This window comes from Rhizobium sp. AN80A, assembly GCF_030053015.1.
GTDB lineage: Bacteria > Pseudomonadota > Alphaproteobacteria > Rhizobiales > Rhizobiaceae > Rhizobium > Rhizobium metallidurans.
This window is the reverse complement of record NZ_JASJPX010000003.1, coordinates 1431433-1455962: the sequence shown is the minus strand read 5'-3', so window position 1 is coordinate 1455962 and position 24530 is coordinate 1431433. Positions and strand designations below refer to the sequence as shown.

The following is a 24530-nucleotide window of genomic DNA, read 5'->3' as shown; positions in this document are numbered from 1 at the left end:
TTAAGAATATAATTCGATAAAATAAGTATTCATGATTTAACGCTTCGTTATGGTTAATGAAGTGTTTGTTGCGATAAAGCAACATCGAATTTCAGTCACCCCTAAGCCACAATCAAATCACATTTTGGCTCTTCCAAATCCTCATTTGCGCATCAATTTCCCTCTCAATCCGAAAGGGACATGCGTAATTGCTCGCGAATGCTTCACGGTAACACAGTTGATGAAGGGCGCGGGTTCGATAAGGAGATGAGTATGCGTACGTTTATTGCTAGCCTGTTGGTTTCGACCGTTGCCCTTGGTGGCATTTCCGCTGCCTACGCGGCCGATGCCATTGACCAGATCCCGGAAGCTCCGGTCGCTCAGAACGATGTTGCACCGACCAGCAACTGGCAGGGCTTCTACCTCGGCGGCGCCGGCACCTACAACATGGGCAGGTTCGCCAACGACTATAACGCCCGTGCCTTCGGTGGTCAGATCTACAGCGGTTACAACTGGCAGCAGGGCCAGATCGTATACGGTGTCGAAGGCGACATCGGCTACTCCGGCGCTGACGGCGCGGTCGACGGCGGTACCGCCAAGAACGAAGTCAACGGCTCGATCCGCGGCCGTATCGGTTACGACCTGAACCCCTTCCTGATCTACGGTACGGCTGGTCTCGCGGCCGCCAAGAACAAGTTCAGCAACGCGGCCGGTTCCGATACCGACAGCGCGCTGGGCTACACGGTCGGCGCCGGTGCCGAAGCCATGGTCACGAACAACATCACGGCGCGTATCGAATATCGCTACACCGACTACCAGAAGAACGACTTCAACGTCGGCGGCGCGAACATTTCGCGCGGCTATGACGAGAACAGCGTCAAGGTCGGTATCGGCATGAAGTTCTGATCAGCCGATCAGAAGTAAATGAAAAAAGCCGGGGCATCGCTCCGGCTTTTTTGTTGCGTTTCGCTGACTGAGGTTGTCGGATTCTTCATCCGTCACATCAGGCAGGCTCGCCAACAGATCGAAAGACTCTCGAATTCTGTGATCGAAGCCGAGCTCTCTCAGCCCTGGGGCTTGAGCTCCGAGTAGGCCGGGAACTTCTTCTCGAAGGTCCGCATCCAGCCGATCAGTTCGGAATGCTCGGCTTCCCACTGGCCCTTGAAGCGCAGGTCGAGATAGCCGAGCGTCGCCGCCAGCGCGAAGTGGCCGCCATGCAGCTTCTTGCCGATCTTCGGCAGATGGACGCTCAGGTGATTGAGGCCGCTCACGACCTTCTTCCACTGCCGGTCGATCCAGGGCTGATGGATCTTTTCCTCGTCGCGGAAGCGGCGCTCGTAGACGATGGCGAGCAGGCAGTCGCAGATGCCGTCGCAGAGCGCTTCCAGCACCTCGGCCTCTGTCCGCTTGCTGTTCTTCGACGGATAGAGCTGCTTGCCTTTCAGTCGGCCGAAATAATGCATGATCGCGACGCTGTCGAAAACCGAAACACCGTCATCCGTCAGCACGGTCGGGATCTTGCCGAGCGGATTGTTGTCGACCAGGATCGCCGGGCCGGCATTGGTGTCGACGCGGATCTCGGTAGCATCGAGTTCGAGATAGCGCGCGGCCATGCGAACCTTGCTGGAATAGGGGGAGGCGGGCGCGCAAAGGATCTTCATCGTCGGTCTCTTTCAAAATGCCTGGCAACGTACTTGGAATGTGGCCGGACTATTTCGCGCCGAAAAGGCGCGGTCAATCCTCTTTCACGGCCTTGTTCTCGCCGCGCAGCCAGAAGGCGCGGTGCGAGGCATAACGGTCCTGCGCCATATGATCCTTCAGCGCCGGCAGCAGCTGGTGCAGCTCGTCCTTCAGCGTATAAGGCGGGTTGACGATGATCAGCCCGGAGCCGGTCAGCCCGGTGACCATCCCGCGATCGCTGCGCACGGTAAGCTCGGCGCAGAGCGTCTTCGGAATATCGAGCGCCTGCAGCGCCTCGTGGAATTCCTTGATCGGCGCGCCCTTCTTGATTGGATACCAGAGACAATAGGTGCCGCCGGGAAAGCGGCGGTAGGCCTTGGCCAGACCATCGACCAGCCGCTCGTATTCGCCGCCTTCCTCGAAGGGAGGATCGACAAGCACGATGCCGCGCTTCTCCTTCGGCGGCAGATGCGCACCGAGCGACAGCCAGCCGTCGAGCTCGGTGATCCGGGCATGATGATCGCCCTCGAACAGGCGATGCAGTCGCTGGTAATCCTCGGGATGCAGCTCCATCGCCGATAGCCGGTCCTGCGGCCTGAAGAGCATGCGCGACAGCTTCGGCGAGCCGGGATAGTAGCGCATGCCGCCTTCTGGATTGAGCTCGCGGATCGCGCTCAGATAGGGCTCCAGCAATTCGGCCACCTGCGGCGAAAGCTCGGCCTCCATGATCTTGCCGATCCCGTCGCGCCATTCGCCTGTCTTTTGCGCCTCTTCCGAGGAGAGATCGTAAAGCCCGATGCCGGCATGCGTATCGAGCACACGGAAGCCCGCATCCTTCTTCTGCATGTAGCGCACGAGACGCGCGAGAACCGCGTGTTTCAGGACATCGGCAAAGTTGCCCGCATGGTAGATGTGGCGGTAGTTCATTTTCGCTGATGCCTACATGAATTCGCGTGGGGGACGTCGTTTCCGGCTTTTGGCCGGTTTCCGGTTGGAATATAGAAACTCCATGAACATTGCGACCCCCATCGAAGCCAAATCCCCGAAGTCTGCTGTCCGGATCGGCCACACGGCCTGTCCGCACGACTGTCCCTCCACCTGCGCGCTGGAAGTGGAGGTCATAGATGATGGCAGGATCGGCCGCGTTCGAGGGGCAAACGACCACAGCTACACCTCGGGCGTCATCTGCGCCAAGGTCGCCCGATATGCCGAGCGCCTCTATCATCCCGACCGCCTGATGCATCCGCTACGCCGCAAGGGCGCCAAGGGGGCGGGAGAGTGGCAACGGATTTCCTGGGACGATGCGCTGGATGAAATCGCCGAAGCCTTCGTCAAGGCCGAGGCCAGGGATGGCAGCGAGGCGATCTGGCCCTATTACTATGCCGGCACCATGGGCTGGGTACAGCGCGACAGCATCGACCGCCTGCGCCATGCCAAGCGCTATTCCGGCTTTTTCTCGTCGATCTGCACCAATCCCGCCTGGACCGGTTTCACCATGGCGACAGGGGTGCTCAGGGGGCCGGATCCGCGCGAAATGGCGCGCACCGATTGCGTCGTCATCTGGGGCACCAACGCGGTCGCCACGCAGGTCAACGTCATGACCCATGCCATCAAGGCGCGCAAGGAACGTGGCGCGAGCATCGTCGTCATCGATATTTACGACAGCCCGACGATGAAGCAGGCCGACCTGGCGCTCATCCTCAAGCCGGGCACCGATGCAGCACTCGCCTGCGCCGCCATGCACATCGCCTTCCGCGACGGCTATGCCGACCGCGCCTACATGGCGAAATACGCCGACGATCCCGCCGGTCTCGAAGCGCACCTGAAGACGAAGACGCCGGAATGGGCCGCCGCCATCACCGGGCTCTCGGTCGATGAGATCGAAGCCTTCGGAAAGCTCGTCGGCACGACGAAGAAGACCTTCTTCCGCCTCGGTTATGGCTTTACCCGCCAGCGCAACGGCGCGGTCGCCATGCACGCGGCAGCCTCGGTCGCCACCGTTCTCGGCTCCTGGCAATATGAAGGCGGCGGCGCCTTCCATTCGAACAGCGACATCTTCCGCATGAACAACGCGGAACTGACCGGCAAGTCGATGAAGGATGCCGATATCCGCATGATCGACCAGTCGCAGATCGGCCGCGCGTTGACGGGCGATGCCGTGGCGCTCCGCCATCGCGGCCCGGTCACCGCGATGCTTATCCAGAACACCAACCCTGTGAACATCGCGCCCGAGCAGCGGCTGGTGAAGCGCGGCTTCGCCCGCGACGATCTCTTCGTCGCCGTCCACGAGCAGTTCATGACCGATACCGCCGAGATGGCCGATATCGTCATCCCCGCCACCATGTTCGTCGAGCATGACGACATCTACCGCGCCGGTGGTCAGAACCACATCCTGCTCGGCCCCAAGCTCGTCGAGCCGCCGGAGACGGTACGCACCAATCTCTTCGTCATCGAGGAACTCGCCAGGCGCCTCGGCGTCGCCGATCGCCCGGGCTTCGGCTTCACGGCGCGCGAGATGATCGACCGCGTTCTCCAATCGAGCGAACTCCCCGGCTACGACCATTTCCTCGAGCACAAATGGTTCGACCGCCAGCCGGATTTCGACGACGCGCATTTCATCAACGGCTTCGCCCATCCCGATGGCCGCTTCCACTTCCGCCCTGACTGGCGCAACCAGCCGGCGCCGAACCGCCCGCCGGAAGCCGTCGGCCTGCTCGGGCCATATCCGGAACTTCCTGCATTCCCGGATCAGGTTGACGTCATCGAGGTAGCCGATGCCGAGCATCCGTTCCGCCTCGCCACATCGCCCGCGCGCAATTTCCTCAACTCCAGCTTCGCCGAGACCAAGACCTCGCGGCAGAAGGAGGGGCGGCCGGAACTGATGATCAACCCTGCCGATGCGCAAGCCCAAGACATCGCTCATGGCGATCTCGTCCAGGTCGGCAATGCCAGAGGCGAAGTTCGCCTGCACGCCAGGCTGACGACCGAGGTCAAGCCGGGCGTGCTGATCGCCGAGGGTTTGTGGCCGAACAAGGCGCATGTGGACGGCGAAGGCATCAACGTTCTGACCGGCGCCGACCCCATCGCGCCCTATGGCGGCGCTGCCGTCCACGACAACAAGGTTTGGCTTCGCAAGGATGCGGCATGACGAAATTTGAAAAGGCGAAGGCCGAGATCATCCAGGAGAAGACACTCTCGGATGGCTGGACACGGCTCAGCACCTACGAGGTCGATTACACCAACTCCGATGGCGAGACGCACCGCATCCACCGCGAGATCTACCACCGCACGGCCGCCGCCACGATCCTGCTGCACGACCCCAAGCGCGATACCGTCGTCCTCGTCCGTCAGTTCCGTCTGCCCGTCCATCTCCATGGCGAGCCGGCCTGGATACTCGAGACGCCGGCCGGGCTGCTCGACGGCGACGAGCCCGAAGAGGCGATCCGCCGCGAAGCCATCGAGGAAACCGGCTTTCGCGTCCGCGACATCCGCTTCCTCTTCAAGGCCTACAGTTCTCCCGGCGCCAACGCCGAACTCGTGCACTTCTTCGCGGCTTCGATCGACACGGAGGACCGCGTATCCGAAGGCGGCGGCTTGGCCGAGGAGCACGAGGACATCGAGGTCGTCGAAATTCCGCTCGACGAGGCGGTGCAGATGATCGCCAGCGGCGAGATCATCGACTTCAAGACGATCATTCTGCTGCAATGGGCGGCGCTGAACAGGGCTGCCTTGAATAAGCCCTGAGGTGTTCATTCGCATGTCATGAATCGGGGCTATCGGCTCCGGCTTGTCATAATTCCCTGCTATGAGGAGAAAGCCGATGTGGCTCAGCAATTTCACGATCGTTCTGCCGGATGAGGTCGTGAACAACGGCTCGGTGCGCATCGAGGATGGTGTCATCGCCGAGATCCGCCCGGAGACGGTCGCCAATGCCGCCATCGATGGCGAGGGGCGCCTGCTGATGCCGGGGTTCGTCGATCTCCATGGCGACATGATCGAGCGCGAGATCGCGCCGCGCCCCAACGCCATGATGCCGATCGGCTTCTCCATTCATGAGCTCGACAAGAAGCTCGCCGCCCATGGCGTGACGACCGCCTATGCCGCCGTCTCCTTCGCCACCGAAAGCGTCTACGGCCATGTCCGCTCGCTGGAAACCACCTGCGCCGTCATCGAGGGTGTCAGCCGCTTCAAGGATAATCTGCTGATCGATCACCGCGTTCACGCGCGCTACGAGATCACCAATGTCGGCGCCGCGCCTGCGCTCGAGAAGCTGCTGGACGCCGGCCATGTCGACATGGTCTCTCTGACCGATCACACGCCGGGGCAGGGCCAGTACAACAATATCCAGAGTTACATCCTGAGCATGGCCGAGCGCCGCTCCATCTCCGAGGAGATGGCCGCCGAGATGGTCGCTAAGCGTATCGCCATGCGCGACAACCCCGAGATCGAGACCACGCTCCGCCGGATCGTCGACCTGTCGCTGCGTCACAAGCTGTCGCTCGCCTCGCATGACGATGACAGCGCCGAGAAGGTGGCTGAGATGCACGACATGGGTGTCACGATCAGCGAATTCCCGGTGACGCTGCCGGCCGCCGAGGAAGCGCGCCGCCGTGGGCTCTGGACGCTGATGGGCGCACCGAATGCGCTGCGCGGCCAGTCCATGTCGGGCAATCTGAGCGCGCTCGATGCCGCCCGCGCCGGCGTCCTCTCCGTCATCGCCGCCGACTATCACCCGGCCGCCTTCGTTCCCGGCATCTTCAAGATCGCCGAGGCCACGAACCTGCCGACCGCCGTCGCCATGGCAACCAGGAGCGCCGCCCGTTCCGCCGGCCTCGTCGACCGCGGCGAAATCGCCATAGGCCAGCGCGCCGACCTCGTGGTCGTGGAAGCCGGAGACATCCACCGCATCCGCGCCACCTTCCGCGGCGGCCGCTTCGTCTACAGCGACGGCACGCTGCACCAGCCACGGGCGATCGCGGCGTAACGATCAGGATCAACTCAGCGAAGCAGCGGAACGCCCTGGTGGGCCGCTGCTTTGATCAGTTGCTTGTCCAGGGTGGCGAGCGGCAGACTCTGTCTAATTGCCAGCGCTAGGTAGGCCGCGTCATCGCCGGCCCGTCGCCTTCCACTCGGCAATTTCTTCCGCTGTAGTGCTTGGCATGGTTTTCCGGAAGGCACGGACGGCCTCGATGGCCTGCCTGCGCTTTTCGTGATCCGCCACGACAGGGGCCAACCTTGCCACTGGCAAACCATCGCGCAGGATAACGACCTCCTCGCCGGCTTCGACCTTGGCAAGGAGTTCGGGAAGGCTTGCTTCATCGATGTTGACGGTAACAGTCATGGCGTTGCTCCGTGGGCCACGCACATGATGATCCGCATCATCTCGCCGGTCAATCAGGCGGAGATAACAGCACCGGTTGTGGCGTTGCCGGACGCATCGCCCGTTCTGACAGCCTTGCCACCTTCCATCCGTACCTTGCCCTCGGCAAACAGCTTCAGTGCTTGCGGATAGATCTGATGCTCGACCGTCAGCACGCGCGCCGCCAGCGTATCGGCGGTGTCGTCGGAGAGTACAGGCACGGCCGCCTGGCCGATGACAGGGCCTTCATCCATGCCCTCGGTGACGAAATGTACTGTACAGCCGGCGATCCGCATGCCGGCGTCGATGGCGCGCTGGTGCGTGTGCAGGCCGGGAAATAGCGGCAGCAGGGAAGGGTGGATGTTGATCATCTTCCCCTCGTAGCGCTGGATGAACGTGCCGCTCAGCAGGCGCATATAGCCCGCCAGGCAGAGAATATCAGGCGACAGCGCGTCCAGCGCCGCGAAAATCGCCTCCTCATGCGCTTCCTTGCTGGCGTAGTCCTTGCGCGCGAAGGCGTAGGTCGCGATGCCCTCGGCGGCCGCCTTGGCAAGGCCGCCCGCATCCGGCTTGTCGGAGATCACGCCGACGATCTCGGCCGGGAAATCCTGGGCCTTCGCGGCGGCAACCAGCGCCATCATGTTGGAGCCGCCGCCCGAGATGAAGACGACGACGCGTTTGCGCAAAGACGTCATATGGCGAGCGTGCCCTTGTAGAGCGTGCCGTGAGCGCCCTCGGCGCGCGCGATCATCCGGCCGAGCCGCACGACGCTTTCGCCCTGCGCTTCCAGCGCCGAGATGACCGTGTCGGCGTTCTCGGCGGAAACGACGGCGATCATGCCGATGCCGCAGTTGAAGGTGCGCAGCATCTCGTTCGCCTCGACGCCGCCGGTCTTCGCCAGCCAGGAGAACACGGCCGGAACCTTGACGGCCGCAAGATCGATCTCGGCTGCCAGGTGCTTGGGCAGCACGCGCGGAATATTCTCGGGGAAACCGCCGCCGGTGATGTGCGCCAGCGCCTTGATCGCCCCGGTCTCGCGGATGACGCTCAGGAGCTGCTTCACATAGATGCGGGTCGGGGTCAGCAGCGCTTCACCAAGCGTCTTGCCATCAGCGAAGGGGGCCGGCGCATCCCAGGCGAGGCCGGAAATGCCGACGATCTTGCGCACCAGCGAGAAGCCGTTGGAGTGGACACCCGAGGAGGCGAGGCCGAGGATGACGTCGCCTTCGCCGATGTCTCCGGACGGCAGCAGCTTGCCGCGTTCGGCCGCACCCACGGCAAAGCCGGCCAGATCGTAATCGCCGGAGGAGTACATGCCCGGCATCTCGGCGGTTTCGCCGCCGATCAGCGCACAGCCCGCGTCGCGGCAGCCTGCGGCAATGCCTTCGACGATCGCCGCACCCTGGTCCGGATCGAGCTTGCCGGTCGCGAAGTAGTCGAGGAAGAACAGCGGCTCGGCGCCCTGGACCACGAGGTCGTTGACGCACATGGCGACGAGGTCGATGCCGACGGTGTCGTGATAATCGGCATCGATCGCGATCTTCAGCTTGGTGCCGACGCCGTCATTGGCGGCGACCAGAACCGGATCGGTGAAGCCGGCGGCCTTGAGGTCGAACAGGCCACCGAAACCGCCGATTTCGCCATCCGCGCCGGGGCGGTGGGTCGAGCGTACGGCGGGCTTGATCTTTTCGACGAGAAGGTTGCCAGCGTCGATATCCACGCCTGCATCGCTATAGGTGAGACCGTTTTTTCCGGACTGGCTCATACTGCTCTCCGATGGCTGTCGTCGGGCGGGAAATATCCCCGCGTCACATGCGGGTCGCCATTGCATGACAGGGGCCTTTATGCAAGGCATTGCGTGGCAAAAGCCCCAATTTCCCGCTCTTTCGGCCACGGCAATCGGGAAATTGGACGCCGGGGTTGACCATTCTCGCGGCTGCATCCTATGTGGCTCGCGGGCCGTATCGCTGCGATGCGGCATATACCGACGTTCGATCAGCGGAGAACATGATGCCACAGCAGGTTAGCGGCGCCAGTCTGAAGCGCCAGGTCATCTTCTGGCTGATCGTGCTCGCATTCTTCATTGCCTTCCTGCTGGTGTTCAGTTCCATCCTGCTGCCGTTCCTGGCCGGCATGGCGATCGCCTATTTTCTCGACCCCGTTGCCGACCGGCTGGAAAAGCTCGGCCTCAGCCGCCTGATGGCGACCATTGTCATCCTGATCGCCTTCGTCATCCTCATCGTGCTGGCGCTGATGATCCTGATCCCGATCCTCGCCAGCCAGTTCGCCGATTTCGCCGGCCGGCTGCCGGGATATATCGACCAGCTGCAGGCCTTCATCGCCAAGCAGCAGAACTCGATGCTGCCAGATTGGATCAAGAACCAGCTCGGCACCATCAAGAACAATTTCTCGGAAATCCTGTCGCAGGGCTTCGGCCTGCTCACCGGGCTGTTCAGCCAGGTCTGGAGCTCCGGCCTGGCCGTCGTCAACGTGATATCGCTTATGATCGTGACACCAGTGGTCGCTTTCTACATGCTGCTCGACTGGGATCGCATGGTCGACAACATCGACAAGTATGTGCCCCGCGATTACGTGGCAAACGTCCACCAGATCATGCGCGAGATCGATCAGGCGATCGCCGGCTTCATTCGCGGGCAGGGCTCGCTCTGCCTCATCCTCGGTATCTGGTACGCGGTCGGCCTGTCGCTCGTCGGGCTGAATTTCGGCCTGCTCATCGGCCTCTTCGCCGGCATGATCAGCTTCATCCCGTATGTAGGCTCCACGGTCGGATTGATTGCCGCCCTCGGCGTGGCGCTCGTCCAGTTCTGGCCGGATTACCTCTGGGTCGGCGCGGTGCTCGTCGTCTTCTTCAGCGGCCAGTTCATGGAAGGCAATATCCTGCAGCCGAAGCTCGTCGGCCATAGCGTCGGTCTGCATCCAGTCTGGCTGATGTTCGCGCTGTTCGCCTTCGGAGCGCTGTTCGGCTTCGTCGGCCTTCTGGTCGCGGTGCCGGCCGCCGCCGCCGTCGGCGTTCTTGTCCGTTTCGCGCTTTCGCGCTACCTTGACAGCGACCTGTATGCGGGCGAGGCGAAGGCGGCCCCGGTACGGAAGACAAAAGCTGGCCCGAAATGACTGACGTGAAAAACGCTGACTCAAGGCGCAAGCCCGTGGAGCAGCTACCCCTGGCCTTTTCTCATGACGCCGCGACCGGTCGTGACGATCTCCTGATCTCCGAGCGGCTGGCGGCGGCTGTCGAGATCGTCGATGCCTGGCCGAACTGGCCGTCGCCGGTCGTCATCCTTGCCGGCCCGGTCGGGTCGGGCAAGTCGCATCTCGCCAATATCTGGAAGGATCACAGCGGCGCCAGGCTCATCCATCCGAAGGCCGGCGTCAACGCGGCGGTCGATGCGGCGAGCGGCCCGGTTCTCTTCGAGGACGTCGATCGCCTGGGCTTCGACGACACCGAGCTGTTCCACGTCATCAACAGCGTGCGCGAAAACGGCCATAGCCTGTTGATGACCAGCCGTCTCTGGCCGATGTCCTGGCCGGTCGAGCTGGCCGACCTGCGTTCCCGCCTGAAGGCGGCGACGGTCGTCGAGATCGGCGAGCCAGACGAGGAGCTCCTGTCGCAGGTCATCGTCAAGCTCTTCGCCGATCGTCAGCTTTATATAGATGACAAACTGGTGCTCTATATTGTCGTGAGGATGGAGCGGTCGCTGAATGCCGCGCAGACGATCGTCGAGCGGCTGGACCGGCTGGCGCTTTCAAGAGGCACCAAGATCACGCGCGCGCTTGCCGCTGAAGTGTTGAATGAATTGGGCAATTCCGATCTGGCTGATTGACTGTCACAGTTCCGTCGTGAAACTGATATATTCGGCTTGGCGCAATCATGAGGGGGCAATCGAACGATGGACAGTGCAGTCGCGGGAAACCAGGAGACGGCTCCTGAAACCAAGGCGAACGTTCCTACGCTTGAAGAACTGCTCTCCAGCCCCGAGCGCTTCATAAACCGGGAATTCTCCTGGCTGCAGTTCAATCGCCGCGTTCTCGAGGAAACGCTGAACACCGAGCATCCGCTGCTCGAGCGCGTTCGCTTCCTGTCGATCTCGGCCGCCAACCTCGATGAATTCTTCATGGTGCGCGTTGCCGGTCTCGAAGGGCAGGTGCGTCAGAACATTGTCGTGCGCACGCCCGACGGCAAGACGCCGGCCGAGCAGCTCGAATCCATCCTGCAGGAGATCGACAATCTGCAGATGGAGCAGCAGGCCTCGCTGGCCGTGCTGCAGCAGTATCTCGCCAAGGAAGACATCCTGATCGTTCGCCCGGGCGCGCTCAGCGAAACCGATCGCAACTGGCTCGCCACCGAATTCGAGCAGGCGATCTTCCCGGTACTGACGCCGCTCTCCATCGACCCGGCCCATCCGTTCCCCTTCATTCCCAATCTCGGCTTCTCGATCGGCCTGCAGCTGGTCAGCAAGAACGGCCGCGAGCCGATGACGGCGCTGCTGCGCCTGCCGCCGGCGCTCGACCGTTTCGTGCGCCTGCCGGATGACGGCAACACGATCCGCTACATCACGCTCGAGGATGTCGCCAATATCTTCATCTACCGGCTCTACCCGGGCTACGAGGTGCAGGGTTCCGGTACGTTCCGCATCATCCGCGACAGCGATATCGAAGTCGAGGAAGAGGCCGAAGATCTCGTCCGTTTCTTCGAGACAGCGCTGAAGCGCCGTCGTCGCGGTTCGGTGATCCGCCTCGAAACCGATTCCGAAATGCCGGCCTCGCTGCGTCAGTTCGTGGTCCAGGCGACCAACGTACCCGACAACCGCGTCGCCGTGCTGCCGGGTCTTCTGGCGCTGAACACGCTGTCCGAGATCACCAAGGCGCCGCGCGACGACCTGAGGTTTCCCTCCTACAATGCGCGATTTCCCGAACGCGTCCGCGAGCACGCCGGCGATTGCTTCGCCGCCATCCGCGAGAAGGACATGGTGGTTCATCACCCGTACGAGTCCTTCGACGTGGTGGTCCAGTTTCTGCTCCAGGCTGCGCGCGATCCTGACGTCCTGGCGATAAAGCAGACGCTTTACCGCACCTCCAACGACAGCCCGATCGTCCGCGCGCTGATCGACGCGGCCGAATCCGGCAAGTCGGTGACCGCGCTGGTCGAACTGAAGGCGCGTTTCGACGAGGAGGCCAACATCCGCTGGGCGCGCGACCTCGAACGCGCCGGCGTGCAGGTCGTTTTCGGCTTCATCGAATTGAAGACCCACTCGAAGATGTCGCTGGTCGTGCGCCGCGAAGAGGGCAAGCTGCGCAGCTACTGCCATCTCGGCACCGGCAACTATCACCCGATCACCGCGAAGATCTACACCGACCTGTCGTTCTTCACCTGCAATCCTGTGATTGCGCACGACATGGCCAACATCTTCAATTTCATCACCGGCTATGGCGAGCCGGAAGAGAGCATGAAGCTCGCCGTATCGCCCTATACGCTGCGATCGCGCATCCTTCGCCACATCGACGAAGAGATCAAGCACGCCAGGAGCGGCGCCCCGGCGGCCATCTGGATGAAGATGAACTCGCTCGTCGATCCCGAAATCATCGACGCGCTCTATACGGCGAGCCACGCCGGCGTCGAGATCGATCTCGTCATCCGCGGCATATGCTGCCTGCGCCCCCAGGTGCCCGGTCTCTCGGAAAACATCCGCGTCAAGTCGATCGTCGGCCGTTTCCTGGAGCATAGCCGCATCTTCTGCTTCGGCAATGGTCACGGCCTCCCGTCGGACAAGGCGCTGGTCTATATCGGCTCCGCCGACATGATGCCGAGAAACCTCGATCGCCGTGTCGAAACGCTGGTTCCGCTTACCAATCCGACCGTGCACGAGCAGGTTTTGTCACAGATCATGCTGGGCAACCTCATTGACAATCAGCAAAGCTACGAGATATTGGCCGACGGGACGTCCAGGCGCATGGAAGTGCGCAAGGGCGAGGAGCCGTTCAATGCGCAACAGTATTTCATGACCAATCCGAGCCTTTCGGGCCGCGGTGAAGCGTTGAAATCCAGTGCGCCAAAGCTGATTGCCGGCCTTCTTTCCGGCCGGACAAAAAGATAAAACTGGACCTGCATGGTTGAATCAGAAGCCCAGGGGCGCCTTCCAGGGATTGCTCCGGTCTCCGTTGTCGATATCGGGTCGAACTCGATCCGTGTGGTCATCTATGAAGGCTTGTCGAGATCGCCCACGATCCTTTTCAACGAAAAGGTTCTCTGTGGTCTCGGCAAGGGCATAGCGCTGACAGGCAAGATGGACGAGGCCAGCGTCGAACGCGCGCTTTCCGCCCTGCATCGCTTCAAGGCGCTGTCCGACCAGGCGCGTGCTGCGACCATGTACGTGCTGGCGACAGCCGCGGCCCGCGAGGCCTCGAATGGCCCCGATTTCATTCATCGCGCCGAAACCATCCTGCAGCGCAAGGTGCGCGTTCTGTCCGGCGAGGAAGAAGCCAGGTTCTCCGCGCTCGGCATCGTCAGCGGCTTCTATACGCCAGATGGCATCGCCGGCGATCTGGGCGGCGGCTCGTTGGAACTGATCGATATCAAGGGCAAGGAGCTCGGCCAGGGCGTGACGCTGCCGCTCGGTGGGCTGCGCCTGTCGGAATATGCCGGCGGCTCGATGGACAAGGCCCGTACCTTCGCCCGCAAGCATGTAAAGACCATCTCCAGGCTTCTGGCCAAGGGCGAGGGGCGCACCTTCTACGCCGTCGGTGGCACCTGGCGAAATATCGCCAAGCTGCATATGGAGATGATCAATTACCCGCTGCACATGATGCAGGGCTACGAGATCTCTTTCGAGCAGATGATGCTGTTCCTCGATCAGGTCGACGCTGCCAAGGATTCCAAGGACCCCGCCTGGGCGGCGGTATCGAAATACCGCCGTGCGCTCCTTCCATATGGCGCGGTTGCCATGAAGGAAGTGCTGAGCGTCATGAAGCCCTCGGTGATCTCCTTCTCCGGCCAGGGCGTGCGCGAGGGCTATCTCTACTCGCTTCTCTCCGAAAGCGAACGCCGCGCCGACCCGTTGATCGAGGCCGCGCGTGAACTCGCGATCCTGCGTGCGCGCTCGCCCGAACACGCCCGCGAGCTCTCGGAGTGGACCGGCCGGATGATGCCGTTCTTCGATATCTCGGAGACGCCGGAGGAGGCCCGCTATCGCCAGGCCGCCTGCCTGCTCGCCGACATCAGCTGGCGCGCCCATCCCGATTATCGTGGCCTTCAGGCGCTGAACATCATCGCCCACACGTCCTTCGTCGGCATCAGCCATCCCGGCCGCGCCTTCATCGCGCTCGCCAATTACTACCGCTTCGAAGGCCTGCACGACGACGGCGCGACCAGCCCGCTGGCGACGATTGCCACGCCGCAATATGTCGAGCGCGCCAAGCTGCTTGGCGGCATGCTGCGCGTCGTCTATCTGTTCTCGGCCTCGATGCCCGGCATCGTTCGCAACCTGACGTTCCGCAAATCGAGCGACCCCGATCTCGACCTCGAATTCGTGGTGCCTTCGGAATACCGCGATTTCGCCGGCGAACGCCTCGATGGCCGCCTGCAGCAGCTCGCCAAGCTTACCAACAAGCGGCTCGCTTTCCGCTTCGAGTAGCGCGCCCTCGGCCTCTTATGTCGGCGCTTTGACGCCGGCCTGAAGCTTCGGTGCCGCGATACGGTTATCGGCCTTGACGAGCGAGATCACACCGAGGCTCTGTCCGCGGCCCTTGACCGCGTGCTGGCCGAGATCCTCAGCGACGACTTTCGAAGGTAGCTGGATGCGCTGGGCGAGGTCGGCCGATATCAGCACAGCGCGGTTCAGCGTCTTGCACAGGGATTCAAGCCGCGACGTCGTGTTGATCGTATCGCCGAAATAGGTGATCTTGTGGTGGTCGACGCCGATTTCCGCGGTGATGATGTTGCCGCCGTGCAAAGCAGCACGCAGGCGCGGCACCTGACCGTAGGTCTTCAGCCAATTCTCCGCATCCGCCTCGATGGCGCCGATGATGTCGAAGATGCAGTTCACGCAGCGGGCGAATTTTACCCCGCGCTCCAGCGGCCAGCTGATGATCGCGGCGTCGCCGACATAGTCGTCGATCGTTCCCTTGTGCTTGCGCACGGGCTCGGCGAAGGCCGCGAACAGCGAGCTCAGCATCTGCTGCGCGCGCAGGTCGCCGTGCTTCTCCGCGAAGGTCGTGGAATCCACAAGGTCGATGAACAGGAAAACGCGCTCTTCGCTCACCGGCTTTCGGTACCGGCTTACAAGCATGCTCGCGAACACGTCGCGGCCCAGAAGCTCGCGAACGCGAAGCACGAAGATCATCAGCGAGCAGACCGCCAGCGCGTAGAGAAACGCATTGAACGGCAGCACGACCGCATCGACCCACGAACTGGGGGTTATCAGGCCGAGCCCCCAGAGCGATAGACCCGCCGCCGCGAAGCCCACGCTCATCAGGATCTCGTAGATGAAGAGTTCGGCAAGGAAGAACGTGAAGGTCGGCAACTGTTCGATGCGCCGTTGAAGCCCGCGCAGGAAGACTTTCCGCTCGAACGCGATGATCGGCATCCCCATGCACAGCGCGAAGATCGCGCCGATGAAGGGGCGGCTGTCCTGGAAGAACATGACGCTGTAGAGAACACCGCTTGCCGCCATGACGAGCATGATCAGAAGCCAGTTCTGGACCGGGGATACTTCTCTCATAAGGGCCTTTTCGTTCAGCCTTGGCCAGCGTGCACCTGAAGCAATGTAGGCGTCCGAAAGCCCTTTCGGAAGGGTATGGGATATCCCTTCGAAAAAGATTTAGCTGAACGATTGGGCGCAGTTGTGACCTAAATCGGTGCGCCGGTAAAATTGCGTCACGACCTAGAGAGCGACCGTCTCGACCTTCTTGCCAACGAAGCGCAGCGCGACGTCGCCCTTGATCAATTGCAGGGCCGGATCGCCGAACAGCTCGCGGCGCCATCCGCGCAACGCGCCGACGTCGGCGTTCTCGCCCTCGGCGGCGATCTTGTCGAGATCCTCGCTGTTGGCGATCACCTTGGGCGCGACGCCGTGCTTTTCCGAGATCAGCTTCAACAGGACCTTCAACAGCTCGGCGGCGGCGGCGGCCCCCTCCGGCGGCTGATTCTGCCTCGGCGCATGCGGCATCTCGGCCTTGGGTAGCGCCAGCGCCGTATTCACCGCCTCGACCACGACGGCGCCCGCCGACGAACGTTCCCAGCCCTTCGGGATCGTGCGCAGGCGACCGAGCGCCTCGGCATCCTTCGGCTGCTGCTGTGCGATCTCGTAGATCGCGTCGTCCTTGATGACGCGCGAACGCGGCACGTTGCGGTTACGCGCCTCGCGCTCGCGCCATGCGGCCACGTATTTCAGCACCGCCAATTCCTGCGGCTTGCGCAGGCGCATCTTCAGGCGCTGCCAGGCATCGTCGGGATGAATGTCGTAGGTCTCTTTCGCCTCGAGCACGTCCATCTCCTCGGACAGCCACGAGGAACGGCCTTCGCGTTCCAGTTCGGCCTTGAGATAGAGGTAGACGTCACGCAGATGCGTCACGTCGGCCAGCGCATAGTCGAGCTGCTTTTCGGAGAGCGGGCGCCGGCTCCAGTCGGTGAACCGCGAGGACTTGTCGATCTGCACGCCCTTGGTCCGGCTCACCAGCTGGTCGTAGGAAACGGAATCGCCGAATCCGCAGACCATCGCCGCGACCTGCGTGTCGAAGATCGGATGCGGAATGAGGCCGCCCCTGTTGTAGATGATTTCGATATCCTGCCGCGCGGCGTGGAACACCTTCAGCACGCTGGCATCGCCCATCAGCTCGAAGAAGGGCTTCAGGTCGAGCCCCTTCGCCAGGGGGTCGACAAGCACTTCCATCGTCGGGCTTGCCATCTGGATCAAGCAAAGTTCCGGCCAGAACGTCGTCTCGCGCAGAAACTCGGTGTCGATAGTAATGAATTCTGACTTGGCCAGCTCGATGCAGGCCGCCTCCAAATCGGCGGTTGTTTCAATCATCTCAATTCATTCGCAGGATAGACATGGTTGAACCTTCCTTCTCCTTTCGGCCCAATATGTCAACCGCTACCGGCCGTGAGGGGTCAAACAACCTTTACATAACTCGTCATACCCGACTTCTGATGCTCGATGATGTGGCAATGCAACAGCCAGTCTCCGAGATTGTCGGCGACAAAGGAGAGCTGCGCCTTCTCGCCCGGCTGGATTAGATAGGTATCCGAGACGAATGGAACCGCTTCCCGCGTCGAGGAGGAGAGCACGGTGAAGCTCATGCCATGCAGGTGAATCGGGTGCAGATGCTGCGTCACGTTCTCGACCTGCAGAATATAGCTCTTGCCGAGCTTCAACTCGGCGAGCGGCGCCGTCGGGTCTTTCGTATCGCCGGGCCAGGGAACACGGTTGATCGCCCAGAAACTGTAGCCAATCGTGCCGCAGATGCCGTCGGCGGGCGCGCTCTCGGCGGTGGAGCTGAGCACGACCGATATCTTCTCGGCGGTGGAAAGGTCGGCGCTGGCAACCGGGTTGTCGCCCAATGCGGCAAGATCGCCGACATCGCGCTTCAGCGACGCGCCAACCGCGCGCAGCTTGGCGAGGGTCTTCGGTGCGGTGCCGCGAATGTCTTCGAGCGTCGCCGTCGCGCCCTCGCTGTCTGGCATGCGCACGGCCAGATCGATGCGCTGCCCGGGTCCGAGCAGCAGCAGATCGAGCGGAAAGCGCTTCGGCACCGGATTGCCGTCGATCGCGATCACGGTCGCCTCCGCGCCCGCGACCTTCAGAGAATAGATGCGCGTGACATCGGTGATGGCGATGCGCAGGCGGATCAAGCCTCCGGCCGGGGCGTCGTATTGCGGCTCCCGGTTCCAGTTCGCCGTTCTCAGCGTCCCGAAAGTGCCCGACTTGGCGGCGTCGCGCGGGCGGAAGGCGGCGATGAACTGGCCGTTGCCTCCCAGGCGCCAGTCACGCAGGTTGAGAATGACCTCGGAATCGAACGTCGGATCGGCCGGATCCTCGACCACGATCACGCCGGTCATGCCCTGGCCCATCTGTGCCAGCGTGTTGCAGTGCGGATGGTACCAGAACGTTCCGGCGTCGGGCGGCGTGAAGGCATAGTCGAAGTTGTCGCCGGTATAGACGTAAGGCTGCGTCAGGAACGGCACGCCGTCCATGTTGTTGGGAACGCGTATGCCATGCCAGTGAATTGTGGTTGGCTCGTCCAGCGCGTTGGCCAGTCGCGCCGCATACGGTTTGCCCTTGGTCATCCGCAGCACCGGCGGCATTCCCGCTTCACCCGCCACATCACCCCATGTCATGATGTTCTTTGTCACCCCGGCCTCGGTCAGCGTTGCCTCCGACTTCAGCGCCTTGAGCACCTGCGGCTCGGGTGCTGCCTGCGCCAGACCGAACTTGCCCGCGACGCCGATGCCCACCCCATATGCGCCGGCGACGGCTGAAGCCTTGAGAAGATTGCGACGGGTGAGGAGGGGCATGGCGGGACTCCCTGAAATGGTGATGTGTCCTCTTTAAAGTTGACCGGGACTTTCAGCAATATCCCTCCTGCGGCCAAACTGCCGCGGAGCCTGTCATATGATAAGCCTGCAGCCACGGCGAAAACCGCGGGCTTACGGCGCCAAGTCTTGACAAATCAGGCCGTCCATGCGCTTTTCCGCCCGATTTTCTTGTCGGAACGGGAGAGCCAATCGAGCCCCCGCCGCCGTCTTCAAGCCAAATACTGGGAATTGAGATGATGCATCGTTACCGCAGCCACACATGCGCAGCCCTCCGCAAGTCGGATGTCGGCGCCAATGTCCGGATCTCCGGCTGGGTCCACCGCGTTCGTGACCATGGCGGCGTTCTCTTCATCGACCTTCGCGACCACTATGGCATGACCCAGGTCGTCGCCGACCCGGACAGCCCGGCCTTCAAGATCGCCGAGACCGTGCGCGGCGAATGGGTCATCCGCATCGACGGCGTCGTCAAGGCGCGTTCGGAAGATACCGTCAACAAGAACATGGCGACCGGCGAGGTCGAACTCTACGCCCAGGAGATCGAAGTCCTCTCCGAAGCCAAGGAACTGCCGCTGCCGGTCTTCGGCGAGCCTGACTATCCCGAGGACATCCGCCTCAAGTATCGCTTCCTCGACCTGCGCCGCGAGACGCTGCACAAGAACATCGTCAAGCGCAGCCAGATTATCTCCGATATCCGCAACCGCATGACGTCGGCCGGCTTCGGCGAATACACGACCCCGATCCTGACGGCCTCCTCGCCGGAAGGCGCGCGCGACTTCCTCGTGCCGTCGCGTATCCACCCCGGCCAGTTCTTCGCCTTGCCGCAGGCGCCGCAGCAGTACAAGCAGCTCCTGATGGTTGCCGGTTTCGACCGCTACTTCCAGATCGCGCCGTGCTTCCGCGATGAAGACCCGCGCGCCGACCGCCTGCCTGGCGAATTCTACCAGCTCGACCTGGAAATGAGCTTCGTCACCCAGGAAGACGTCTGGGACACGATGGCCCCGATCATGACCTCCGTCTTCGAGCAGTTCGCTGAAGGCAAGCCGGTCACCAAGGAATGGCCGCGCATCCCTTACGACGTCGCGATCCGCAAGTACGGCTCCGACAAGCCCGACCTGCGCAACCCGATCGAGATGCAGGCCGTCACCGAGCATTTCGCCGGCTCCGGCTTCAAGGTCTTCGCCGGCATGATCGCGTCGAACCCGAAGGTCGAAGTCTGGGCCATCCCGGCCAAGACCGGTGGTAGCCGTGCATTCTGCGACCGCATGAACGCCTGGGCGCAATCGCTCGGCCAGCCGGGCCTCGGCTACATCTTCTGGAAGGAAGAAGACGGCAAGGTCGGCGGTTCCGGTCCGCTCGCCAAGAACATCGGCGAGGAGCGCACCGAAGCGCTCCGCGTCCAGCTCGGCCTTGAAGCGGGCGACGCCGCCTTCTTCGTCGCCGGCGAGCCGTCCAAATTCTACAAGTTCGCGGGCGAAGCGCGCACCAAGGCGGGCGAAGACCTGAACCTCGTTGATCGTGATCGCTTCGAACTGTGCTGGATCATCGACTTCCCGTTCTACGAATGGAGCGAGGAAGACAAGAAGATCGATTTCGCCCACAACCCCTTCTCGATGCCGCAGGGTGGCCTCGAGGCGCTGCAGACGCAGGACCCGCTGTCGCTCAAGGCCTACCAGTACGACGCCGTCTGCAACGGCTTCGAAATCGCCTCGGGCTCGATCCGTAACCAGTCGCCGGAAGCCATGGTCAAGGCCTTCGAACTGGTCGGTCTCAGCCAGACCGATGTCGAGGAACGCTTTGGCGGCATGTACCGCGCCTTCCAGTACGGCGCGCCTCCGCATGGCGGCTGCGCCTTCGGTATCGACCGCGTCGTGATGCTTCTGCTCGGCGCCAAGAACCTGCGCGAAATCACGCTGTTCCCGATGAACCAGCAGGCACAGGACCTGCTGATGAACGCCCCGTCGCCGGCAACGCCGAAGCAGCTGATGGAACTGTCGCTGCGCGTCATGCCGCCGGTCAAGAAGGACTGAGCGGGCAACGCTTGAACGAGAAAAGCCCGGCGCGAGTCGGGCTTTTTTCGTTTCTAGCTCCGATCATTCTCAGGTAACAAAAAAGCCCGGCGAGCAATGCGCGCCGGGCTTTTTCTCATTCACGTCACAGCGATCAATCGTTCGCCGAAACCTTCACGCCGAGTACCTGCGGCAGCGTGTTCGGTGCGCCCATGGCGGCACCCATGATCATCGGGAAGGGTACGGGCTTGGCCGGAGCGGCGTCGACCGTCAGGCTCTTCGGGTCGTCGAGGAAGGTGTTGACCGCGGCCGATACGGCGTTCTGCAGCTCGGGGATATTGAGCTGCGCCAGCATGATCGGCGCCATCGCCTTCAGCGAGTCCGCCATCTGCTGACCCGACATGCCCTGCTGGCTGCCGGCGTAATCGAGCGCGCGCTTGGTGATCGAGGCGTCGTCGAAGCGGATCTGGGCGCTCTCGAACGAAAGCTGCTGCAGAAGGCCAAGCATGGCGAGGCCGAAGGCCTGCTGGGCCTGTTCCTTGTTCTGGTTGGCTTCCGCCTGTTGTGCGGCTTCCTGCATCGACTTCATGAAGGCAAGTGTGTAGCCGTTGATCTTGAAGGCGAGGTTGAGCTTGCCGACATTGCTGAAGTCGAAGGCGAACTCCGACACATCGATCGTGCCGGGGGCCATGTCCCAGCCACCCTTCATGGTGATGTCGCCGTTGACCTGCTGCAGCGCCAGCTTCTCGATCGCTTCCTTGCTCTGCGGATCGGTCGCCTTGCCGAGATCAGCCTTGAGGCCCTTGAAGGTGCCGTCGAAATCGAAGCCGGACTCGTCTTCGCGCAGCGTCAGGTTCATTTCGGTGCCGCCGATCGAGAACAGCTCGGCGCCGTTCTGGACGACCTTCAGCGGGCCGCTGCGCGCGGTCTCGTAGAGCATCATCGAGGAGAGGCCTTCACCCTTGGCGTCGGCCGGGATCGAGACGCCGCCGAGCGCGAGCTCGCTGACGGTCAGCGTCGCGCCGTCATTGGTGGTGTTGATGTCGGGGAAGGTCGCTTCCTCGATGTAGTAGCCGCCGTCGTCGTTTTGCTCGACGCCGCTCAGCTTGATTTCGCCGATTGGCAGCGCATCGCCATTGTTCGGCTTGAAGCTGGCATTCTTCAGCGTGACGGTCTTGTCGTTCACGTCGATGCCGTCGGCCGCGAGCGTGCCTCCCTGCATCGTGTAGGCGGCATTGATCTTCTTCAGCAGATCCTGGCCATCGAGCGCGAAAGCGGAGCCGGCGAGAGAAAGGAATGCCACGCCCGAAAGCATGAGCCGCGTCGTCCGGTAAAATGTCATGAATGTTCCTCTGGTCCAGGTGGGCGGTTGGCCGTCAATCTACTACGGATCTGCGCCGGTTTATATTTTGCGTTCTCTAAAATTCTGTTGAAGGGACAAGCAAACAAAGTCCAAATTCGGGCAGAAAGGTTTTAGCGGTTGTTTTCTTTCTGTTCGGAGACTTCATCCACAGCCGCAATGCCCGGATTCCTTGCTCACATCAACCATCTCGTTTAGTCAGAAGGTATGGGACAAGAGATTTTGCCGCCCTCCGGCGGAGACGATGACAGCATTCTTCCGATCGACCTGAAGGCGGCGCTCGAGGAGCGTTATCTCGCCTATGCGTTGTCGACCATCATGCATCGCGCGCTGCCCGACGTCCGCGACGGCCTGAAGCCGGTCCACCGCCGCATCATCCACGCGATGAGCGAGATGGGTATCCGCCCGAACTCGGCCTTCAAGAAATGCGCCCGTATCGTCGGTGACGTCATCGGTAAGTTCCATCCGCACGGCGACCAGTCGGTCTACGATGCGCTGGTCCGTCTCGCCCAGGATTTCTCGCAGCGTTATCCCGTTGTCGACGGGCAGGGGAACTTCGGCAACATCGATGGCGACAGTGCCGCCGCCTATCGATACACCGAAGCGCGCATGACCGATGTCGCCGGGCTGCTGCTCGAGGGTGTCGATCAGGACGCCGTCGATTTCCGGCTGACCTACAACGAGGAAGACCAGGAACCGACGGTTCTCCCCGGCGCCTTCCCGAACCTTCTCGCCAACGGCTCGTCGGGCATCGCCGTCGGCATGGCGACCTCCATCCCGTCGCACAACGCGCATGAACTGTGCGACGCGGCGCTGCATCTGATCAAGCATCCGGATGCGACGGTCGAGACGCTGGTGGAACAGTTCATCCCCGGTCCGGATTTCCCGACCGGCGGCATCATCATCGACGACCGCCAGACGATCATCGACGCCTACAAGACCGGCCGCGGCGGCTTTCGCACGCGCGCCAAATGGCAGACCGAGGATCTCGGCCGCGGCGGCTATCAGATCGTCGTCACCGAAATTCCGTTCCAGGTGCAGAAGTCGCGCCTGATCGAGAAGATCGCCGAGCTCTTGATCGCACGCAAGCTGCCGCTGCTCGAGGACATCCGCGACGAGTCGGCCGAGGATGTCCGCGTCGTGCTGGTGCCGAAGAACCGCACCGTCGATCCGACCATCCTCATGGAATCCATGTTCAAGCTGACGGAACTCGAAAGCCGTTTCCCGCTGAACATGAACGTTCTCTCCATGGGCCGCATTCCGCGCGTCATGGCTTTGAACGAGGTTCTGAAGGAGTGGCTGGACCACCGCCGCGACGTGCTTCAGCGTCGTTCACGCTTCCGCCTTGCCGCCATCGAGCGTCGCCTCGAAGTCCTGGGCGGCCTGCTGATCGCCTACCTCAACATCGACGAGGTGATCCGCATCATCCGCGAGGAGGATGAACCCAAGCCCGTCATGGTCGCGCGCTGGTCGCTCACCGAGATCCAGGTCGAAGCCATCCTCAACATGCGCCTGCGCTCCTTGCGCAAGCTGGAAGAATTCGAGATCCGCACCGAGTTCGACGCTCTGAGCAAGGAAAAGGCCGAGATCGAAGCACTGCTCGCCTCCGAGGACAAGCAGTGGCAGACCGTTGCCTGGGAAATCGGCGAGGTGAAGAAGAAGTTCGCCAAGGCGACCGAACTCGGCCGCCGTCGCACCCAGTTTGCCGAAGCGCCCGATGCCGACGAGCAGGCGATCCAGCAGGCGATGATCGAGAAGGAGCCGATCACCGTCGTCGTCTCCGAGAAGGGCTGGATCCGCGCGCTGAAGGGCCACATCTCCGACACCGCGACGCTCACCTTCAAGGAAGGCGATGCGCTGAGGATCGCGTTCCCCGCGCAGACCACCGACAAGATCCTGGTCGTCACCACCGGCGGCAAGGCCTTCACGCTCGGTGGCGACAAGCTGCCTGGCGGTCGCGGCCATGGCGAGCCGTTGCGCATCATGATCGACATGGACAACGATCAGGACGTGCTGACGGCCTTCGTCCACGATCCGCAGCGCAAGCAGATGATCGTCTCGACGGCCGGTAACGGCTTTGTCGTCGCCGAGGCGGACATGGTCGCCAATACCCGCAAGGGCAAGCAGATCATGAATGTTTCCATGCCCGACGAGACGAAACTCCTCGTGCCCGTTTCCGGCGACCACGTCGCCGTGGTCGGCGAGAACCGCAAGCTCCTGGTCTTCCCGCTGGATCAGGTACCGGAAATGTCGCGCGGCAAGGGCGTTCGCCTGCAGCGCTACAAGGATGGCGGCATTTCGGACGTGCGCTGCTTCGCGATCGCGGATGGCCTCGTCTGGGAAGACAGCGCCGGCCGTACGTTCAGCAAGAACAAGGAAGAGCTCGCCGAATGGCTTGCCGACCGCGCCTCCGCCGGCCGTACCGTTCCCAAGGGCTTCCCCCGCAGCGGCAAGTTCGCCGGCTGAAATATATCAGCGCCCCGCTCTTGGCGAGCGGGGCATTTCCTCTAGTTTTGCCCTGTAATCACAACATGGACAAACATCATTCCGAAGGCGGACGGAATGATCGTATGTGGCGCCTTCGTGGGAAGGCGG

Annotated in this window: 19 protein-coding genes; 10 read left to right on the top strand and 9 right to left on the bottom strand. The window is 62.3% G+C overall.

From position 1 onward, the window contains the following. Window positions 1-252: 252 nt before the first annotated feature. Entirely contained in the window at window positions 253-885 is a 633-nt protein-coding gene (locus P3R82_RS18785) for an outer membrane protein (protein ID WP_283194873.1), read from the top strand. 158 nt (window positions 886-1043) lie between these two features. On the opposite strand, the gene P3R82_RS18780 is transcribed toward P3R82_RS18785, so the two are convergent. Both P3R82_RS18780 and P3R82_RS18775 read right to left on the bottom strand, forming a co-directional pair. Then, complete coding sequence (locus P3R82_RS18780) at window positions 1044-1640, bottom strand: glutathione S-transferase family protein (RefSeq protein WP_283194872.1); 597 nt, start codon at window positions 1638-1640, stop codon at window positions 1044-1046. A 73-nt stretch (window positions 1641-1713) separates the two neighbouring features. After that, window positions 1714-2586, bottom strand: a complete 873-nt coding sequence (locus P3R82_RS18775; protein WP_283194871.1) for a 23S rRNA (adenine(2030)-N(6))-methyltransferase RlmJ — start codon at window positions 2584-2586, stop codon at window positions 1714-1716. A 16-nt stretch (window positions 2587-2602) separates the two neighbouring features. On the opposite strand from P3R82_RS18775, the gene P3R82_RS18770 reads away from it, so the two are divergent. The 3 genes from P3R82_RS18770 (at window position 2603) to P3R82_RS18760 (ending at window position 6643) form a co-directional block, all read left to right on the top strand. Continuing rightward, complete coding sequence (locus P3R82_RS18770) at window positions 2603-4807, top strand: molybdopterin oxidoreductase family protein (protein ID WP_283194870.1); 2205 nt, start codon at window positions 2603-2605, stop codon at window positions 4805-4807. Next, window positions 4804-5403, top strand: a complete 600-nt coding sequence (locus tag P3R82_RS18765) for an NUDIX domain-containing protein (protein WP_283194869.1) — start codon at window positions 4804-4806, stop codon at window positions 5401-5403. Before P3R82_RS18770 ends, P3R82_RS18765 begins: the two co-directional genes overlap by 4 nt. A gap of 76 nt (window positions 5404-5479) precedes the next feature. Next, complete coding sequence (locus P3R82_RS18760; RefSeq protein ID WP_283194868.1) at window positions 5480-6643, top strand: alpha-D-ribose 1-methylphosphonate 5-triphosphate diphosphatase; 1164 nt, start codon at window positions 5480-5482, stop codon at window positions 6641-6643. A 120-nt stretch (window positions 6644-6763) separates the two neighbouring features. Here the strand turns inward: P3R82_RS18760 and P3R82_RS18755 are convergent, their stop codons facing one another. From P3R82_RS18755 to purM, 3 genes are read right to left on the bottom strand one after another with little or no spacing between them, the layout of a single operon-like run. Continuing rightward, complete coding sequence (locus P3R82_RS18755; RefSeq protein WP_283194867.1) at window positions 6764-7000, bottom strand: type II toxin-antitoxin system prevent-host-death family antitoxin; 237 nt, start codon at window positions 6998-7000, stop codon at window positions 6764-6766. A gap of 53 nt (window positions 7001-7053) precedes the next feature. After that, a complete protein-coding gene (gene purN, locus P3R82_RS18750; RefSeq protein ID WP_283194866.1) occupies window positions 7054-7713 on the bottom strand; it encodes a phosphoribosylglycinamide formyltransferase in 660 nt (219 codons plus the stop codon). Then, window positions 7710-8783 (bottom strand): phosphoribosylformylglycinamidine cyclo-ligase, encoded by a 1074-nt coding sequence (gene purM, locus P3R82_RS18745; RefSeq protein WP_283194865.1) that lies wholly within the window; start codon window positions 8781-8783, stop codon window positions 7710-7712. Before purM ends, purN begins: the two co-directional genes overlap by 4 nt. A 245-nt stretch (window positions 8784-9028) precedes the next feature. On the opposite strand from purM, the gene P3R82_RS18740 reads away from it, so the two are divergent. The 4 genes from P3R82_RS18740 to ppx all read left to right on the top strand — a co-directional run bounded on the left by P3R82_RS18740 (window position 9029) and on the right by ppx (window position 14667). Beyond that, complete coding sequence (locus tag P3R82_RS18740; RefSeq protein ID WP_183899577.1) at window positions 9029-10150, top strand: AI-2E family transporter; 1122 nt, start codon at window positions 9029-9031, stop codon at window positions 10148-10150. Next, window positions 10147-10860, top strand: coding sequence for a DnaA regulatory inactivator HdaA (gene hdaA / locus P3R82_RS18735; RefSeq protein ID WP_283194864.1), 714 nt, complete (start codon window positions 10147-10149; stop codon window positions 10858-10860). The genes P3R82_RS18740 and hdaA overlap by 4 nt, the downstream gene beginning before the upstream one ends. Before the next feature lie 66 nt (window positions 10861-10926). Next, window positions 10927-13131, top strand: coding sequence for an RNA degradosome polyphosphate kinase (locus P3R82_RS18730; protein ID WP_283194863.1), 2205 nt, complete (start codon window positions 10927-10929; stop codon window positions 13129-13131). 12 nt (window positions 13132-13143) lie between these two features. Next, window positions 13144-14667, top strand: coding sequence for an exopolyphosphatase (ppx, locus tag P3R82_RS18725; protein WP_283194862.1), 1524 nt, complete (start codon window positions 13144-13146; stop codon window positions 14665-14667). 15 nt (window positions 14668-14682) lie between these two features. On the opposite strand, the gene P3R82_RS18720 is transcribed toward ppx, so the two are convergent. The 3 genes from P3R82_RS18720 to P3R82_RS18710 all read right to left on the bottom strand — a co-directional run bounded on the left by P3R82_RS18720 (window position 14683) and on the right by P3R82_RS18710 (window position 18548). Continuing rightward, window positions 14683-15753 carry an adenylate/guanylate cyclase domain-containing protein gene (locus P3R82_RS18720; protein WP_283194861.1) on the bottom strand — a complete coding sequence of 357 codons (1071 nt, stop codon included), beginning with the start codon at window positions 15751-15753 and terminating at the stop codon, window positions 14683-14685. Window positions 15754-15915: 162 nt separating this feature from the next. Further along, window positions 15916-17061, bottom strand: a complete 1146-nt coding sequence (rnd, locus tag P3R82_RS18715) for a ribonuclease D (RefSeq protein WP_283194860.1) — start codon at window positions 17059-17061, stop codon at window positions 15916-15918. An 83-nt stretch (window positions 17062-17144) separates the two neighbouring features. Further along, entirely contained in the window at window positions 17145-18548 is a 1404-nt protein-coding gene (locus tag P3R82_RS18710) for a multicopper oxidase family protein (RefSeq protein WP_283194859.1), read from the bottom strand. 257 nt (window positions 18549-18805) lie between these two features. On the opposite strand from P3R82_RS18710, the gene aspS reads away from it, so the two are divergent. Further along, entirely contained in the window at window positions 18806-20596 is a 1791-nt protein-coding gene (gene aspS, locus P3R82_RS18705; protein ID WP_283196376.1) for an aspartate--tRNA ligase, read from the top strand. A 133-nt stretch (window positions 20597-20729) separates the two neighbouring features. Here aspS and P3R82_RS18700 read toward each other — a convergent pair whose 3' ends face one another. Beyond that, window positions 20730-21917: a hypothetical protein gene (locus P3R82_RS18700; protein WP_283194858.1), complete on the bottom strand. Its 1188-nt coding sequence runs from the start codon at window positions 21915-21917 to the stop codon at window positions 20730-20732. 225 nt (window positions 21918-22142) lie between these two features. Between P3R82_RS18700 and parC the strand changes: the two genes are divergently transcribed. Beyond that, complete coding sequence (gene parC / locus P3R82_RS18695) at window positions 22143-24401, top strand: DNA topoisomerase IV subunit A (RefSeq protein WP_183899585.1); 2259 nt, start codon at window positions 22143-22145, stop codon at window positions 24399-24401. Window positions 24402-24530 lie beyond the last annotated feature (129 nt).

Excerpts from the sequence above, each read along its gene's own strand:
- P3R82_RS18785 (WP_283194873.1), top strand. The coding sequence starts at position 253 with ATGCGTACGTTTATTGCTAGCCTGTTGGTTTCGACCGTTGCCCTTGGT.
- P3R82_RS18780 (WP_283194872.1), bottom strand. The coding sequence starts at position 1,640 with ATGAAGATCCTTTGCGCGCCCGCCTCCCCCTATTCCAGCAAGGTTCGC.
- P3R82_RS18775 (WP_283194871.1), bottom strand. The coding sequence starts at position 2,586 with ATGAACTACCGCCACATCTACCATGCGGGCAACTTTGCCGATGTCCTG.
- P3R82_RS18770 (WP_283194870.1), top strand. The coding sequence starts at position 2,603 with ATGAATTCGCGTGGGGGACGTCGTTTCCGGCTTTTGGCCGGTTTCCGG.
- P3R82_RS18765 (WP_283194869.1), top strand. The coding sequence starts at position 4,804 with ATGACGAAATTTGAAAAGGCGAAGGCCGAGATCATCCAGGAGAAGACA.
- P3R82_RS18760 (WP_283194868.1), top strand. The coding sequence starts at position 5,480 with ATGTGGCTCAGCAATTTCACGATCGTTCTGCCGGATGAGGTCGTGAAC.
- P3R82_RS18755 (WP_283194867.1), bottom strand. The coding sequence starts at position 7,000 with ATGACTGTTACCGTCAACATCGATGAAGCAAGCCTTCCCGAACTCCTT.
- purN (WP_283194866.1), bottom strand. The coding sequence starts at position 7,713 with ATGACGTCTTTGCGCAAACGCGTCGTCGTCTTCATCTCGGGCGGCGGC.
- purM (WP_283194865.1), bottom strand. The coding sequence starts at position 8,783 with ATGAGCCAGTCCGGAAAAAACGGTCTCACCTATAGCGATGCAGGCGTG.
- P3R82_RS18740 (WP_183899577.1), top strand. The coding sequence starts at position 9,029 with ATGCCACAGCAGGTTAGCGGCGCCAGTCTGAAGCGCCAGGTCATCTTC.
- hdaA (WP_283194864.1), top strand. The coding sequence starts at position 10,147 with ATGACTGACGTGAAAAACGCTGACTCAAGGCGCAAGCCCGTGGAGCAG.
- P3R82_RS18730 (WP_283194863.1), top strand. The coding sequence starts at position 10,927 with ATGGACAGTGCAGTCGCGGGAAACCAGGAGACGGCTCCTGAAACCAAG.
- ppx (WP_283194862.1), top strand. The coding sequence starts at position 13,144 with ATGGTTGAATCAGAAGCCCAGGGGCGCCTTCCAGGGATTGCTCCGGTC.
- P3R82_RS18720 (WP_283194861.1), bottom strand. The coding sequence starts at position 15,753 with ATGAGAGAAGTATCCCCGGTCCAGAACTGGCTTCTGATCATGCTCGTC.
- rnd (WP_283194860.1), bottom strand. The coding sequence starts at position 17,061 with ATGATTGAAACAACCGCCGATTTGGAGGCGGCCTGCATCGAGCTGGCC.
- P3R82_RS18710 (WP_283194859.1), bottom strand. The coding sequence starts at position 18,548 with ATGCCCCTCCTCACCCGTCGCAATCTTCTCAAGGCTTCAGCCGTCGCC.
- aspS (WP_283196376.1), top strand. The coding sequence starts at position 18,806 with ATGCATCGTTACCGCAGCCACACATGCGCAGCCCTCCGCAAGTCGGAT.
- P3R82_RS18700 (WP_283194858.1), bottom strand. The coding sequence starts at position 21,917 with ATGACATTTTACCGGACGACGCGGCTCATGCTTTCGGGCGTGGCATTC.
- parC (WP_183899585.1), top strand. The coding sequence starts at position 22,143 with ATGGGACAAGAGATTTTGCCGCCCTCCGGCGGAGACGATGACAGCATT.